The 14,780-nt window shown below is 32.0% G+C and carries 13 protein-coding genes, 1 tRNA gene and 3 pseudogenes; 7 read left to right on the plus strand and 10 right to left on the minus strand.

The window, feature by feature from the left end; genetic code table 11:
* Nucleotides 1-67: 67 nt before the first annotated feature.
* Nucleotides 68-1,237 carry an FAD-dependent oxidoreductase gene (locus SYO3AOP1_RS07830; RefSeq protein WP_012460187.1) on the minus strand — a complete coding sequence of 390 codons (1,170 nt, stop codon included), beginning with the start codon at nucleotides 1,235-1,237 and terminating at the stop codon, nucleotides 68-70.
* Nucleotides 1,238-1,559: 322 nt separating this feature from the next.
* On the opposite strand from SYO3AOP1_RS07830, the gene SYO3AOP1_RS07835 reads away from it, so the two are divergent.
* Nucleotides 1,560-1,973, plus strand: coding sequence for an NUDIX hydrolase (locus SYO3AOP1_RS07835; protein ID WP_012460188.1), 414 nt, complete (start codon nucleotides 1,560-1,562; stop codon nucleotides 1,971-1,973).
* Between the two features lie 71 nt (nucleotides 1,974-2,044).
* Here the strand turns inward: SYO3AOP1_RS07835 and SYO3AOP1_RS07840 are convergent.
* The 8 genes from SYO3AOP1_RS07840 to SYO3AOP1_RS09790 all read right to left on the minus strand — a co-directional run bounded on the left by SYO3AOP1_RS07840 (nucleotide 2,045) and on the right by SYO3AOP1_RS09790 (nucleotide 7,253).
* A tRNA-Cys gene (locus tag SYO3AOP1_RS07840) sits at nucleotides 2,045-2,116 on the minus strand.
* Nucleotides 2,117-2,135: 19 nt separating this feature from the next.
* Nucleotides 2,136-2,990, minus strand: coding sequence for a dTDP-4-dehydrorhamnose reductase (gene rfbD, locus SYO3AOP1_RS07845; RefSeq protein ID WP_012460189.1), 855 nt, complete (start codon nucleotides 2,988-2,990; stop codon nucleotides 2,136-2,138).
* A 2-nt stretch (nucleotides 2,991-2,992) separates the two neighbouring features.
* Entirely contained in the window at nucleotides 2,993-3,589 is a 597-nt protein-coding gene (locus SYO3AOP1_RS07850) for a serine/threonine protein kinase (RefSeq protein ID WP_012460190.1), read from the minus strand.
* A 122-nt stretch (nucleotides 3,590-3,711) separates the two neighbouring features.
* Entirely contained in the window at nucleotides 3,712-4,152 is a 441-nt protein-coding gene (locus SYO3AOP1_RS07855) for a hypothetical protein (protein WP_012460191.1), read from the minus strand.
* Nucleotides 4,153-4,162: 10 nt separating this feature from the next.
* Nucleotides 4,163-4,774: an outer membrane lipoprotein carrier protein LolA gene (locus tag SYO3AOP1_RS07860; protein ID WP_012460192.1), complete on the minus strand. Its 612-nt coding sequence runs from the start codon at nucleotides 4,772-4,774 to the stop codon at nucleotides 4,163-4,165.
* The gene (trxA, locus tag SYO3AOP1_RS07865) at nucleotides 4,774-5,583 is read right to left on the minus strand and encodes a thioredoxin (RefSeq protein ID WP_012460193.1); all 810 of its coding nucleotides are present in this window, start codon (nucleotides 5,581-5,583) and stop codon (nucleotides 4,774-4,776) included. Before trxA ends, SYO3AOP1_RS07860 begins: the two co-directional genes overlap by 1 nt.
* A gap of 435 nt (nucleotides 5,584-6,018) precedes the next feature.
* The gene (locus SYO3AOP1_RS07870) at nucleotides 6,019-7,134 is read right to left on the minus strand and encodes an IS256 family transposase (protein WP_281340840.1); all 1,116 of its coding nucleotides are present in this window, start codon (nucleotides 7,132-7,134) and stop codon (nucleotides 6,019-6,021) included.
* Nucleotides 7,041-7,253 carry a hypothetical protein gene (locus SYO3AOP1_RS09790; protein WP_041674605.1) on the minus strand — a complete coding sequence of 71 codons (213 nt, stop codon included), beginning with the start codon at nucleotides 7,251-7,253 and terminating at the stop codon, nucleotides 7,041-7,043. The genes SYO3AOP1_RS07870 and SYO3AOP1_RS09790 overlap by 94 nt, the downstream gene beginning before the upstream one ends.
* Nucleotides 7,254-7,299: 46 nt before the next feature.
* Between SYO3AOP1_RS09790 and SYO3AOP1_RS07880 the strand changes: the two are divergent.
* Nucleotides 7,300-7,566 (plus strand): annotated as a pseudogene (locus SYO3AOP1_RS07880) (transposase); the annotation flags it as partial.
* Between the two features lie 429 nt (nucleotides 7,567-7,995).
* Nucleotides 7,996-8,331: pseudogene (locus SYO3AOP1_RS07885) on the plus strand (acetyl-coenzyme A synthetase N-terminal domain-containing protein); the annotation flags it as partial.
* Nucleotides 8,332-8,340: 9 nt separating this feature from the next.
* On the opposite strand, the gene SYO3AOP1_RS07890 reads toward SYO3AOP1_RS07885, so the two are convergent.
* On the minus strand, nucleotides 8,341-9,576 hold the full coding sequence (locus tag SYO3AOP1_RS07890) for an IS256 family transposase (RefSeq protein WP_012459106.1): 1,236 nt from the start codon (nucleotides 9,574-9,576) through the stop codon (nucleotides 8,341-8,343).
* A 52-nt stretch (nucleotides 9,577-9,628) separates the two neighbouring features.
* Between SYO3AOP1_RS07890 and acs the strand changes: the two are divergent.
* The 4 genes and pseudogenes from acs to SYO3AOP1_RS07910 all read left to right on the plus strand — a co-directional run.
* A pseudogene (acs, locus tag SYO3AOP1_RS07895) lies at nucleotides 9,629-11,191 on the plus strand (acetate--CoA ligase); the annotation flags it as partial.
* A 130-nt stretch (nucleotides 11,192-11,321) separates the two neighbouring features.
* Entirely contained in the window at nucleotides 11,322-12,692 is a 1,371-nt protein-coding gene (locus SYO3AOP1_RS07900) for an OprD family outer membrane porin (protein ID WP_012460194.1), read from the plus strand.
* Nucleotides 12,693-12,716: 24 nt separating this feature from the next.
* Nucleotides 12,717-13,031, plus strand: coding sequence for a DUF485 domain-containing protein (locus SYO3AOP1_RS07905; protein ID WP_012460195.1), 315 nt, complete (start codon nucleotides 12,717-12,719; stop codon nucleotides 13,029-13,031).
* A 3-nt stretch (nucleotides 13,032-13,034) separates the two neighbouring features.
* Nucleotides 13,035-14,768, plus strand: coding sequence for a cation acetate symporter (locus SYO3AOP1_RS07910; protein WP_012460196.1), 1,734 nt, complete (start codon nucleotides 13,035-13,037; stop codon nucleotides 14,766-14,768).
* Nucleotides 14,769-14,780 lie beyond the last annotated feature (12 nt).

Here is a 14,780-nt window from a genome sequence, read left to right on the forward strand (position 1 = left end):
TAGGTTATATAGTATTATATCAATATGATTGCTTGAAAATCATAACCAAAATTCAATTTTTATCTTCTTACATTCCAGGCAATCTTGGAATTTTACCAAGTTTGGAAAGCTTATAATACATTCCCCAACCTTTTTTCATCCAATGTCCTATGATTGGAAGTGGTATTAGCATAGCTTTTTTATCATCCCTGTATGCAAGACCTCCGCCATTACCCATATCCATAAGACAGAGAATATTAATATGTTCAATGTAAGTTTTAGGATTTCCTTTTTCTAAACCTTCTTTTAAAGCAATATTATAAGCTGTATTTCTTGCCATAACTTCGGCTAGATGTCCTTGTTTTGCTTTCCATTCAGGACCTTCTAATGCAGCACTATCTCCAATTGCATAAATATCTTCACAATCTTTGACTTGATTAGTGGGCTCTATAATAATAAATCCGGCGTTTGTTTGTGGTAAATTTCCGGCTTTTATAGCAGGATGACCATCACCAGCAGGTGTAAATAAAGTTAAATCTGATTCAATTTTAGTTCCATCTTCAAGTAAAACACCATCAGAAGTAAACTCTACTATTTTCTTTCCAGTAATGGATTTAATATTAAGTTTTTTAAACATAGAATCCATCATTTTTAAAGCTGTTTCTCCAAGTCTTTCTCCGGGTTTTGGCATAGGAGCAAAAAATGTAAGTTCAAAGTTGTCTCTAATTTTTAACTTTCTCAGATAGTAATCAACATTAAATAAAACTTCAAATACAGGACCACCTCTTACAGCTTCTTTAGCATTTGGATTGCCGCCAAAACCAAAAGCTAATTTTCCACCCTTTTTCTGATTTATAAGTTCATCAAGTTTTTTTGTGTATTCTAAGGTTTCTTCAGGGGTCGAGCAAATAGAATAAGTATATTCAATACCTTTATGTTTTAGCTTTTGCTGACCAAGTGCAACAACAAGATAATCAAAATCCTTTCTTTCTCCGCCATTTTCAAGAGTAAAACTGTCTTTATTTACTTGTACCACCTTGTCTTTTACAAACTTAAATCCATGAGCGTTTGCTAAATCTTGCATCGGAATAATTACATCTTCAAGTTTTTTCTCTTTCGTTGGAATCCATATGGAAATTGGATAAATGTACAGATAGTCTCTATCTGAAATAAGCTCAACTTCAAAGTTATACTTTCTTAAGAAAATAGCACATTCAACGCCAGCAATACCGCCACCAAGAATAACAACTTTTTTCATTACACGTCCCCCTTTTAGTTAGTAATCATTAACCTAAATTATACCAAATTATACAAAATGCAAAATGATTTAATGCATATGTAATGATTTATTCCATTGGGGTGAGAAATTAATGATCTTTATAAAATTTAAAAAGAAGGTCCTTCAAACTTACATTCTCGGATGATGAGGAACTTCCAAATGGTGTCATTCTACAGCCGGCGAAGAACCTCATACTTTTATTGAATTTCTCATCCATACAAAGACTATCCTAAGTTAATATATAAATATGTTATTGGCGAAAAGTTTTTAAACAAAATAACAAAATACAAAGGAGAGTAAAATGGCTATTCAAACACCTTACGTAGCAGTGGATGGAATAATTAAAGTTTTTGATGAGAATGAAAATTTTAAAGGAATTGTCTTAATCGAAAGGAAATACCCACCCCATGGCTTAGCCTTACCTGGTGGTTTTGTTGACGTTGGCGAAAGCGTTGAAAATGCTTTAATTAGAGAGATGCAAGAAGAGACAAATCTTAACGTACAAATTGTTAGACTTTTTAATGTTTATTCAGACCCAAAAAGAGACCCAAGATTTCATACTGTATCTGTAGTTTTTGTCTGCAAAGCTTACGGCACTCCTGCAGGTAAAGATGATGCAAAAGAAGCTAAGATTTATAAATTAGAAGAAATACCGTTTGATAGATTAGTCTTTGACCACGAAAAGATTTTAAGAGATTTTATAAACTTGTTATAAGTAGAAGATGTAACTTATCACTTCTTACTTTCTCACTTTCTCACTTATTCACTCTCTCACTTAACTAAAAAAGGCCGGGGTGGGAATCGAACCCACGTATAAGGGATTTGCAGTCCCCTGCCTTACCACTTGGCTACCCGGCCATCAAAAGATGGATAAATATTATATCACTATTTCATAATTTTTCAAAAATTCGTTTAATTCTTCATTCCAATAGGGAATTTCTGTATTTAAAATTTGTGAGATTTTTCTATTGCTCATAGCTGAAAAATCTGGTCTTTTCGCTGGAAGGTTAAAAATTTCTTTTGAAACTGGCAGGATAAATTTATCTATTTTTTTAATTCTAAAAATCTCCTTAGCCCATTCATATCTTGAAGCATAGCCTGAGTTTGTAAGATGAAACATTCCTCTTAAATCATTATCTAATGCTTTTAGTGTAATATCTACAATAGTTCTTGTAGATGTTGGAACTGAGACTTCATTATAAGCTACTTTCAAATATTCATTATTCTTTGCCCATGTTAAAAGCTTATAGATAAAGTTTTGCTTTCCTTCTCCATAAACCCAGCTTACTCTAAAAAGCAAGTAATTTCCTGTCTCTTCTCTTAGAAAAATTTCACCCATAAATTTACTTTTCCCATAATCATTTAAAGGATTTGGTACATCATCTTCTGTATAAAGACCATTCTCTTTTTTCCCATCAAAAACATAATCTGTTGAATAATGAATTAATCTAAATTTGTAAACGTTAGATAAATAAGCTAAATTCTTTACTGCAATGCTATTTACTTTTACTGCTTCCCAGTATTGTTTTTCAGCATCATCAACTAAATTATACGCTGCAGAGTTTATTACTACATCTGGTTTATACTGTGATAAAACTTGGTTTAACTTGTCAAAATTGGTTATATTACACTCTAATCTTGATAATCCAATAACATCTTTTTTTTGATTTTCTAAAGTCTTTAAAAACTCTTTTCCAAGCTGTCCATTTTTACCTAAGATTAGATATTTCAAACTTAAGCACCCCTTTTGAGATTTAAAACATACGATTTTATTTTATTATAATTTTCTTCTGATTGGTTTTCTTTATATTCTTTTAAAATATCCATTAATTCTTCATTTCTTTCTTTTCCTCTTGTTATAAATTGCACTAAATTTAAAACATTCTTTGGCTTTAAGCTTTTAGTTGCTCTTTCAAAATCAATTAAATACACTTTTAAATTTTTATCAACTAAAACATTTGAGTATGGTTTGTGCATCTCTCCTTTGTCAATTTTTAGCTTATCTAATATATACGCTTGGTCTAAAAGCTGACTTATAAGAATTTTAAAATTTTCTTCGTTCAAAACCTTGTTAAGATGAGTTCCTTCTATGTACTCATACGCTATAAAATCTTCACCGGTTAAAAAAATCTTTCCGCCTATACCATACTGATTGACTATTTTTAAAATTTGTCCTTCTTTTTGTATTGGATGTTTATGGATTTCTTGAGATGCAACCTTAAAAGATAGATCTTTATTTTGATACTTCCCTCTGTAAACTTTAGCCCTCCAACCTTCACCAATAATTTTTAAATCTTCAATTTTATTTTTTATATTTTCGAATGTTGTCATAACCTTATATCAGGCTCTCCTAAGTTTCCTGATTTATTACAGGAACGTCCCGCCAACTTGACACGGGGCTAACCTTCTTGTCATCCTTCAACCCCTCACTTCTTACCTTCTCACTCATCACTTTACTTGCCTATATGACTCCATATTTCATTGTCTATATTATGCAGAACATACTCCGGAGCTTTTATTTTAACTACATATCTTCCATCAACTACCAAGATATTACCATTTTCATCTTTTTCAAAAATGGCTTCTACGACTAAATGTTTTCCTTTGTAAATTTTGTACCCATCTTCTAATTCTTCAAATTTATCGAACCTGAGCATGTTTGACTGCTTTTTTAGAATATCTTTTATCATTTCTTTTGATGGAAATGATAATATTCTCTCTGATATCTGCTCGTTGTAATACTTATCGTTAAACCATACGAGAATTGAAAAAACAATAACTGTTATATCTATTAAACAAAACATAACAGCAAACTTTAGATTTCCGTATAAATAAAAGAAGATAGTTAATGCTGTCAGAACTACAATTAAAGATATTGAGACTTTTTTGAGCATTATAATCTCCTTAGTTGTTTAAAATCTTAACATTCTTTGGAAGGTTGAAATTTATATTTACCGGATTGGATAAATATTTAAATTTTTCAAATTCTATTTCAATAATGTTGTTGTCTGTATCCTGTGCTGAAATTTTAGTTAATGATAGATTGGATTTATCTATTGTCAGTTCTAATTTTTTAACTTCTGCGTTGTTTTTTGGTTTTAAAGATATTTTATATGTATCATTGGTTTCTTTGGTTTCTAATACATTAAAGGTAGACTTGATAGATTTGTTTTTGATAATCATTTCTAAAACTTCTGTTATTAAAACACTGTTATCTGCTGATGTTATGATAGCCTGATTTTCTTCTACAGAGTATAAAGTTACTTTGGTACCATTTAGATAAATAATCTGTTTATATGGTTTTGTATACTCTATTTTGATTTTGTCTGGTTTTACTGCTAATACCTTTCCATAAAAAATATCTGGGCTGGAAAACCCAGATTGATAAGTTTTTTGTGTAATTTCTGCTTGAAATCCTTTTATCTCACTAAATTTTTTCTGAAGTTCTTCTACTATATCCTTTGCAAAAGAAAAATTAACAATAAAGAGTATTAAAAATAGAGCTATTTTTTTCATTAGTATAACCACATTGCAAGTTTTTTTCTGTACTCTTTTGTAAGTGGGTTAGATTCTCCAAGCAGTGTAAATATGGAAACCATAGCTTTTCTTGCACCATCGTTTTTATAATTTCTATCTTTCTTAACTATTTCTAAAAATAATTTTAATGCTTCTTCATAATTTTCTTCAACTGCATAGCATGATGCTTGGGCAAATATTTTATCAAGTTCTGTTTGTAAATTTGTATTTTCACATTCTTTTTTAAGTTCTATAAATTCTTTTAATGCTTGTGCTTGTGTAAAGTATTCTTTGTCATACTCTTTTATTTTGTTTAATAAATCTTCTGCCTCTTCAAGCTTGTTTAGTTTAATGAAGAATTTTGCTGCTTCAAGGATTAACTTTTTGTTATCTGGATACTCAGAAATTGCTCTTTTGTACAAGTCATACGCTCCTTCTCTGTTGCCTGCTAAAATAAGCATGTTCGCTTCTTCAATAACTCTATCTGCTGGTGATTTAACATATTTGCTTATTATTTTTCTTACTTGACTTTCTGGCAATGCTCCAACAAATTTATCAACTACTTTTCCATCTTTTATTATTCTAACATCCGGTATTCCGTGAACTCCAAACTCTTGTGCAATATCCGGATTTTCATCTGTATTAACTTTTGCTAAAATAAAGCCAAACTCTCCTGCAAGTTTTTCTAAGATTGGTTTTAAAGCTCTGCATGGACCACACCAAGGTGCCCAAAAATCTACAACTACCACATTATCATAAGATTTTTCCAATACTTCTGAAAAATTTTCAGAGTTTACATCTATTATCATTCTTCTAACCTCCTACATTTAGTTTACCTTACTAAAATTCGTTTATATTATAAATTATAAATCTCTTCAACTTTTCTTTCAATAAATTTTGTTTTATCTTTTTACTGCTATTTACAGGATATTGTATGTGAATACATGTAAACTTTTGTAAAAGATAAATACTTTCTGGAAGCTCAATTGTTATTACATATCATTCTCACTAAGAGAAAAACAGAAAATGGATTATATAAAATTTGTCTTTCAAAAAATAGAAAACATCACTGATTTATCAAATTTTAATACTTCGGGTGAGGAATTCAATAAAAGTAGGAGATTCTTCGCTTCGCTCAGAATGACATCACTGGCGGTTTCCTGTCATCGTATATTAAATATACCAAAAATTTTTAAACTATAAGAGAATAAGTTTTATAGTAATTATAGACATGGGGAGACTTATCAATAATTTTGTGTCTGGATTGAAAACTTTTTATTAAACAATTGTAAAATTTCATAAGAAGCTCCTTTAAAAGCAGGTATAGGTTTTTTCCATTTTCCATTCTTTAAATTATCTCTCTGTATAAGCAGATTTATCTCAAGAATGTCTACAGATTGAAAATATCCGCCTAAATTTATTCTTACTTTCTCTATCATGCTATTAACACTTTCAACTGGATTTGTTGTGTATATGTGCTTTCTTAGATTTTCTGGATATTTTAAAAAACATAAGTATCTCTCTTTGTTAGATTGAATATGTTTTATAAAGCTTGGATATTTAGATTTAAATCTACTACATAAATCATCTAATTTTTCTAATCCATCTTCATAATCTAAGCTGTTTTCTTTTATGTTTTTTAATTCTTTGTTAAATACTTGTGAATCTTCTTTATCCATCTGATTTCTAACGTTTCTTTGTAAATGGACTAAACATAGCTGATGGTCTGTAAAAGGAAACAGTGTTTCTATGGCTTTTGATATCCCAGGAAAATCATCACTTACTATAAGCATTATCCTTTTTAGTCCTCTATCTATTAAATCATTGAATACTTTTATCCAGTCTGCTTTGTTTTCACTACTGAAAAATGTATAAAATCCAAATATATCTTTATTTCCTTGTAAGTCCACTCCAAGAACTACATAGACAGAAGCTTTTCTGATTTTGTTTTTCTCTTTTATATCACAGTGGTATGCATCTATATACAGTACAAATGCATCCGATGGAAGCTCTCTTGTTTTAAAATCATTAAGTCTTTCTATAAGCTCTTTTTTAATTATATCCATATGTTGTTTTGAATAGTTTAAGCCTAAGCTTTTTAATGTAGAATCTATCTTGCTTTCTGAGTATCCATTGGATACCAAACTCATAAGAAGGTCTATATAATCTTCATCAACTCTTTTGTAAGGGTCAGGTAATATTTGTGGTCTAAATTTACCCTTTCTATCTCTTGGAACATTTATGTTAAGCTTGAAAGAACCAGTATTTAGGCTTCTTTCATAATACCCGTTTGCTTTGTTATCATCGTCATTTTCAAGAAGAAATTTCTTTCTTGGTTCATAATCAGTTCCACAACAGATTCTAAAAGTTTTCTTATACCTATCTTTTCTTGAGTTGTTATACCGTTTGGGAAAAGTTCTTTTACTAATTCTTCAGTTGATCTGTCTAACACTTTTTCAAAGTATTCTTTTTTATTCATTACTACTCCTCCTTATAATTTTATTTAGACACAACATTATTTTAACTCCCCAAGCCCATATGAAAGTGCAGCATGTGTAAAGAAAAGTGGCTGGATAAAAAAGATGGGAAATCCATATGCAAGGAAAATATTATACATGGCAGCATTATCAGCAATAAGGTTTAATAAATACTGCAGAGAATTATACGAAAGATTAGTAAGTAAAGGTAAGGCTAAAAAGTTAGCATTAGTGGCTGTAGCACATAAGTTATTAAGGCAAGCATATGGTGTATTAAAAAGCAGAAGACCATTTGATGAAAATTTTTGTACTTGACATTTAACATAGAACATCCTGAGGACTTTAGTCCGAAGGATCTCATTTTTAAATTCTATGAAAATTTCCGATTTCTCACCTCAAGGTATATCTGATTGTTATCAAAATACACAAGTTCTATTTTCCATTACTTTGCAACCGTAATTTAATGTAATTTTTAAAAACATTTATTTATCAAAATCTTATGTTATTTTTTAAAATTTCTTAACATTTATTTCATACCAGATCGTTGCATAAAAAATATGCAATCAAACAATGTTATATTAAAAAATACCTTAATTTCAATATCTTTTTAAATTAATATTTAACATATTAATATCTCTAATAAAACAATGTTTGAAAAATATGGAAAAATTTGACAAACAATTAATTTTCAGTAAAATACTGTTTGATTTTAATAAATAAAACTCTGTTATAGGAGGTTTAAAAATGGAAAAGGCAGATTTGCTTTTGAAGGTTGATGAAAAATACTATCCTCCAAAGGAGATAGTAGAAAATGCTTGGGTTAAAGACTATGAATCTCTTTACAAGAAGTCTATTGAGAATAGAGAGGCTTTCTATGAAGAGATTGCTAACGAATTAGAATGGTTTCAAAAGTGGGACAAAGTTTTAGAATGGAACTATCCTTATGCAAAATGGTTTGTAAATGCTAAAACAAACATCACTTATAACTGTATAGACAGGCATGTAAAAAATGGCAAAAGAAATAAGGTGGCTTTTATCTCTGTAGATGAAGAAGGAAATGAGAGAAAGGTAACTTACGGTGGAGACTTATCAATAATTTTGTGTCTGGATTGAAAACTTTTTATTAAACAATTGTAAAATTTCATAAGAAGCTCCTTTAAAAGCAGGTATAGGTTTTTTCCATTTTCCATTCTTTAAATTATCTCTCTGTATAAGCAGATTTATCTCAAGAATGTCTACAGATTGAAAATATCCGCCTAAATTTATTCTTACTTTCTCTATCATGCTATTAACACTTTCAACTGGATTTGTTGTGTATATGTGCTTTCTTAGATTTTCTGGATATTTTAAAAAACATAAGTATCTCTCTTTGTTAGATTGAATATGTTTTATAAAGCTTGGATATTTAGATTTAAATCTACTACATAAATCATCTAATTTTTCTAATCCATCTTCATAATCTAAGCTGTTTTCTTTTATGTTTTTTAATTCTTTGTTAAATACTTGTGAATCTTCTTTATCCATCTGATTTCTAACGTTTCTTTGTAAATGGACTAAACATAGCTGATGGTCTGTATAAGGAAATAGTGTTTCTATGGCTTTTGTTATCCCAGGAAAATCATCACTTACTATAAGCATTACCCTTTTTAGTCCTCTATCTATTAAATCATTGAATACTTTTATCCAGTCTGCTTTGTTTTCACTACTGAAAAATGTGTAAAATCCAAATATATCTTTATTTCCTTGTAAATCTATTCCAAGAACTACATAGACAGAAGCCTTTCTGATTTTGTTTTTCTCTTTTATATCACAGTGATATGCGTCTATATACAGTACAAATGCATCCGATGGAAGCTCTCTTGTTTTAAAATCATTAAGTCTTTCTATAAGCTCTTTTTTGATTTTATCCATATGTTGTTTTGAATAGTTTAAGCCTAAGCTTTTTAATGTAGAATCTATCTTGCTTTCTGAGTATCCATTGGATACCAAACTCATAAGAAGGTCTATATAATCTTCATCAACTCTTTTGTAAGGGTCAGGTAATATTTGTGGTCTAAATTTACCCTTTCTATCTCTTGGGACATTTATGTTAAGCTTGAAAGAACCAGTATTTAGGTTTCTTTCGTAGTATCCATTTGCTTTGTTATCTTCATCATTTTCAAGGAAGAAATTTCTTTCCTGATTCATGACCAGTTCTACAACAGATTCTAAAAGCTTTCTTATACCTATCTTTTCTTTGGTTGTTATACCGTTTGGGAAAAATTCTTTTACTAATTCCTCTGTGGATCTGTTTAATACTTTTTCAAAGTATTCTTTTTTATCCATTATCATTCCTCCTTATAAATTTAATTTAGACACAACATTATTTTAACTCCCTTACGGTGAACTTTTAGATTTAGTTAGCAGACTTGCAAATGGATTAAAATCTCTTGGAATTAAAAAAGGTGATAGGGTTTCTATCTACATGCCTAACACTGTTGAAGCTGCAATAGCAATGCTTGCTTGTGCAAGAATCGGAGCTATACATAGCGTAGTTTTTGCAGGATTTAGCGAAGGAGCTTTAAAAATCAGAATAGATGATGCTAAGGCTAAGGCTATAATTACTGCAACTTATACAAAAAGAAGGGGTAAAAAAATACCATTATTTCCAACAGTAAAAGAAGCAATTAAAGATTTAGATTTTGTAGAAAAAATAATACTTTTGGACAGAGATAACGAGCTTTCGGACGAGTATGAAGAGCATAACGTATTAGATTTTTACAAGCTTATCAAAAATTCATCTAAAGATTGTCCGCCTGAGATTCAAGATGCAGAAGACCCATTATTCATACTTTATACATCAGGAACAACTGGAAAGCCAAAAGGCGTTCTTCATACAACTGGCGGATACATGGTTAATACATATATGACTTCAAAATATGTTTTTGACTTAAAAGAGAACTATATTTACTGGTGTACGGCAGACGTAGGTTGGATTACTGGTCATAGCTACATTGTTTATGGACCTTTGGCTAACGGTGTTACTTCGATTATGATGGAAGGCGTGCCGGTGTATCCACATCCGGGTATTTGGTGGGAGTATGTAGAAAAGTATGGCGTTAACGTGTTCTACACAGCACCAACTGCCATAAGAATGTTAATGAGATTTGGAGATGAGATACCGGCTAAGTATGATTTGTCAACACTGAAGGTTTTAGGTTCTGTTGGTGAACCAATAAATCCAGAGGCTTGGCTATGGTACTACAAAAACATAGGAAGAGGAAAAGCGGTAATCGTTGATACATGGTGGCAAACCGAAACAGGAGCTCATATGATTACAACAGTTCCAAGCTATCCTGCAAAACCGGGTAAAGCTGGTAAACCAATGTTTGGAATTGAAGTTGCAGTAGTAAATAAGCAAGGAAATCCAATGCCACCAAATCAAGTTGGTCATTTGGTAATCAAAAACCCATGGCCTTCTATGCTTAGAACTTGCTGGGGGGAGCCAGAAAGATATGAAAAATACTGGAATGAAATACCCGGCTACTATTCAGCAGGAGACTTAGCTGCAATAGACGAAGAAGGTTATGTGATGGTTGTTGGTAGAGCTGATGATGTTTTGAGCGTAGCAGGACACAGAATCGGTACTGCAGAAGTTGAGTCAGCTATTGTAGAAAACCATGCAGTAGCAGAAGCAGCTGTAATTGGTAAGCCAAATGAAATCAAAGGTGAATCTATCAAAGCGTTTGTAATCTTAAAAGAAGGATATGAGCCTTCAGAAGAGTTAAAAGAAAGAATTAAAGACACTGTAAGAGATGTTCTTGGACCAATAGCTGTTCCTGATGAGATTGAGTTTGTTGATAAATTACCAAAAACAAGAAGCGGAAAAATAATGAGAAGATTGTTAAAAGCAAGAGAACTTGGCTTAGAAATTGGCGATACTTCAACATTAGAAGAATAAGATTTTTCTGAATGCCCTCCTTCTTCTGAAAGGAGGGTTTTTTTATTGATTTTTAAAACAAAGTATAACGATGTTATAAAGAAAGTATTAAAACAGTGTTTTAAATAAAAATTTTTTAAAGGAGGTTAACATGAAAAAAACACTTTTAGCAGCAGCATTGCTATCAGTTACAGTAAGCCAATCTATGGCAGCTAATGACCTTGAATCCGCATTCAAAGAATCAAAGGTCATGGGGCAGCTTAGGGCTTTCTACATTGACAGAGATTATGATGTTGTAAACAGTAAAAATGATAGGTCAGCTTTTGCAATTGGTGGAAAGTTTGGCTTTGAGACTGCAGCAGTAAATGGCTTAAAATTTGGAATCATGGCTTACACTACAAACGGAATCAACACAAATCGTGAAAGTTGGCGAAATAATCCACCGTATAACGGAAACCCTCATATGGACCCATCTTTATTTGGAAAAGATAGAAAAAGCGTAACTTATATCGGTCAGTTGTATTTAGATTACAAATATCAAAACACAGCTGTTAAGATAGGAAGACAAGAGATTAACACTCCAATGGCTGGCATGGACGATGCAAGAATGCTTCCAAACCTTTTTGAAGGTGCATTAATCACAAATAAAGATATTCCAAAAACAACCATCATAGCAGGACACTTTTGGAATATGGCATATGGAACATTTGCAAACGCTTATTCTGCTTGTTCTAATTTAGGTTTACAATCAGGTTATGGTTGCGGTGGATATACTACTCCTAATCAGGGCTTAGCTAAATATGACACAGGAAATTTCTTAAACATGGGTAAACAAGCTATTGGAAAAGCAAACGCCGGTGTTTCTGTGATTGCTGCAATCTATGAAGGGATACCAAACTTAAAGCTTCAAGCTTGGGACTACTACGCATGGGATATGCTTAACATTTTATACTTACAAGGTGATTATACGTTAAAACTATCTGATGTAAAAACTACATTGTCAGCTCAGTATATCAACGAAACAAACGTTGGAAACAACATTAAAAATATATTTGGAAAAGAAGTTGGGGCGAATTTATTTGGTGCTAAGGTAAACTTTAATGTTCCAGTACCTGTAGTTGAAAACTTTAATCTTTATGCGGCATACTCTCAAACCGGAAAAGATGAAGGAAAACTTTTAAACGGTGGATTAATCACTCCATGGGGCGGAACACCGGGATTTGTACAAGGTACTGTTACAAGACTTGGTTATGTAGCCGATACATCTGCATGGAAAGTTGGAACATCTTTTGACATAATCAAAGGATTAAACTTACATCTTGCATACTCGTATTTCAATGTAGGAAGTAAAGCTCAGTATTACAATAGAACCCACGATGCTTCAGAAACAAACTGGGACTTAACATGGAAATGTAGATTAATTAAAAACCTTGAATTAAAGGCAAGAGGAATTTACACATGGAACTTTGTACCGGGTCAAAACTTTACAGAATACAGACTTATCGCAAATTATAATTTCTAATAATTTAAAAAGGGAGGTAAGGCTATGAACAAAACATTGATTGAAAAAATCAAAAATGCCCCAGATTTTCAAAAGCTTGTAAAGGAAAGAACAAGGATAATGATTATCCTAACATTGGTTGAGCTTGTAGTTTACTTTGGTTTTATCTTGTTGGTTGCATTTAACAAAGAGTTTTTAGCTCAAAAACTTGGAGAAGGTGTAACAACTATCGGCATTCCAATAGGAATTGGTGTGATCGTAATCTCATTTCTTTTAACAGGTATCTATGTTTATATAGCTAACAAAGATTTTGATGAATTAACAGAAAAAATAAAGCAAAAGTATGCAAGGGAGGTGTAAGCTATGACTAAAAGGAGTTTAATGTTTTATCTACTAAGTATAGTTGTTGTAGGATTTGCCTTTGCAGCCGGCGGAGTGGAAGGACCGGTTCAAAAGCAAGCTGTAAACCCACTTGCAATAACGATGTTTATAATCTTTGTTGCTGCAACGCTTGGAATTACATATTGGGCTGCAAAAAGAACAAAAACAGCTAAGGATTTCTACACAGCAGGCGGTGGAATTACAGGATTTCAAAATGGTTTAGCAATAGCTGGTGATTACATGTCTGCTGCATCTTTCCTTGGAATTGCTGGACTTGTTTATACATCCGGATATGATGGATTGCTTTACTCTATTGGTTTCTTGGTTGGTTGGCCTATTGTTATGTTCTTACTTTCTGAGCCACTTAGAAATCTTGGAAAGTATACCTTTGCAGACGTAACATCTTTTAGACTTGAACAAAGAAGAATAAGAATTCTTGCTGCAATTGGTTCTCTGTCTGTTGTAACATTCTATCTTATCGCACAAATGGTTGGTGCTGGTAAGCTTATACAGTTGTTATTTGGTTTACCTTACTCAACGGCTGTTATAGTTGTTGGTTCATTAATGATAATCTACGTTGCGTTTGGTGGAATGCTTGCAACAACTTGGATTCAGATTATAAAAGCTATCTTACTACTTGGTGGTGCTTCATTTATGGCGTTTATGGTACTACTTCATTTTGGATTTAGTTTTGAAAATCTCTTCCAAACAGCCGTGTCTGTTCACTCAAAAGGTGAAAAGATAATGGCTCCCGGTGGTCTTGTTTCTGACCCATTAAACGCTATCTCTCTTGGACTTGCTTTAATGTTTGGAACAGCTGGATTACCACACATCTTAATGAGATTCTTTACAGTTCCTAACGCAAAAGAAGCAAGAAAATCAGTATTCTTTGCAACAGGATTTATTGGATACTTCTACATCTTAACGTTCATAATTGGATTTGGTGCTATTGCTTTATTCATTCAACATCCAGAATACTTCCAAAATGCTAAACAAATCGTTGTTGATGGAATTACTAAAATAGTTGATGCTAACGATCCTACTAAAAACTTGATCGGTGATAAAAAGGCTCTTATTGGCGGAGAAAATATGACAGCTATTCACTTAGCTGAAGCTGTTGGCGGACCTGCGTTTATGGGATTCATCTCTGCGGTTGCTTTTGCTACAATCCTTGCAGTAGTATCCGGTTTAACACTTGCCGGAGCTTCTACTGTATCCCACGACCTTTACGCTAACGTTTTTGCAGAAGAAAAAGATGAACAAAAAGAAGTTAAAGTTTCCAAAATAGCTACAATTATCATTGGTATCTTTGCAATCGTTCTTGGAATTGTTTTTGAAAAACAAAACGTTGCGTTTATGGTTGGTTTAGCTTTTGCAATTGCCGCATCTGTTAACTTCCCAATTCTTATCTTATCTATCTATTGGAGAAATTTAACAACAACGGGTGCATTCTGGGGCGGACTTGCCGGCTTAGTTGTAGCTCTTGTTTTAATCGTTATCTCTCCGACAGTTTGGGTTGATGTACTCAAAAATCCAGAACCAATCATAAAACTCAAAAACCCGGCTATCTTCTCAATGCTAACTACTTTTGTATTAACAATACTTATCTCTAAGCTTGACAACAGCCAAAGAGCAAAAGAAGACAGAGAAGGATTTGAACCACAATATATTAGAACTCAAACAGGTATAGGCGCAGAAGGTGCTGTACATCATTAATTAATTTTTATG

It is taken from the genome of Sulfurihydrogenibium sp. YO3AOP1, assembly GCF_000020325.1.
Lineage (GTDB): Bacteria > Aquificota > Aquificia > Aquificales > Hydrogenothermaceae > Sulfurihydrogenibium.

Excerpts from the sequence above, each read along its gene's own strand:
- SYO3AOP1_RS07830 (WP_012460187.1), bottom strand. The coding sequence starts at position 1,237 with ATGAAAAAAGTTGTTATTCTTGGTGGCGGTATTGCTGGCGTTGAATGT.
- SYO3AOP1_RS07835 (WP_012460188.1), top strand. The coding sequence starts at position 1,560 with ATGGCTATTCAAACACCTTACGTAGCAGTGGATGGAATAATTAAAGTT.
- SYO3AOP1_RS07850 (WP_012460190.1), bottom strand. The coding sequence starts at position 3,589 with ATGACAACATTCGAAAATATAAAAAATAAAATTGAAGATTTAAAAATT.
- SYO3AOP1_RS07855 (WP_012460191.1), bottom strand. The coding sequence starts at position 4,152 with ATGCTCAAAAAAGTCTCAATATCTTTAATTGTAGTTCTGACAGCATTA.
- SYO3AOP1_RS07860 (WP_012460192.1), bottom strand. The coding sequence starts at position 4,774 with ATGAAAAAAATAGCTCTATTTTTAATACTCTTTATTGTTAATTTTTCT.
- trxA (WP_012460193.1), bottom strand. The coding sequence starts at position 5,583 with ATGATAATAGATGTAAACTCTGAAAATTTTTCAGAAGTATTGGAAAAA.
- SYO3AOP1_RS09790 (WP_041674605.1), bottom strand. The coding sequence starts at position 7,253 with ATGAATAAAAAAGAATACTTTGAAAAAGTGTTAGACAGATCAACTGAA.
- SYO3AOP1_RS07890 (WP_012459106.1), bottom strand. The coding sequence starts at position 9,576 with ATGGATAAAAAAGAATACTTTGAAAAAGTATTAAACAGATCCACAGAG.
- SYO3AOP1_RS07900 (WP_012460194.1), top strand. The coding sequence starts at position 11,322 with ATGAAAAAAACACTTTTAGCAGCAGCATTGCTATCAGTTACAGTAAGC.
- SYO3AOP1_RS07905 (WP_012460195.1), top strand. The coding sequence starts at position 12,717 with ATGAACAAAACATTGATTGAAAAAATCAAAAATGCCCCAGATTTTCAA.
- SYO3AOP1_RS07910 (WP_012460196.1), top strand. The coding sequence starts at position 13,035 with ATGACTAAAAGGAGTTTAATGTTTTATCTACTAAGTATAGTTGTTGTA.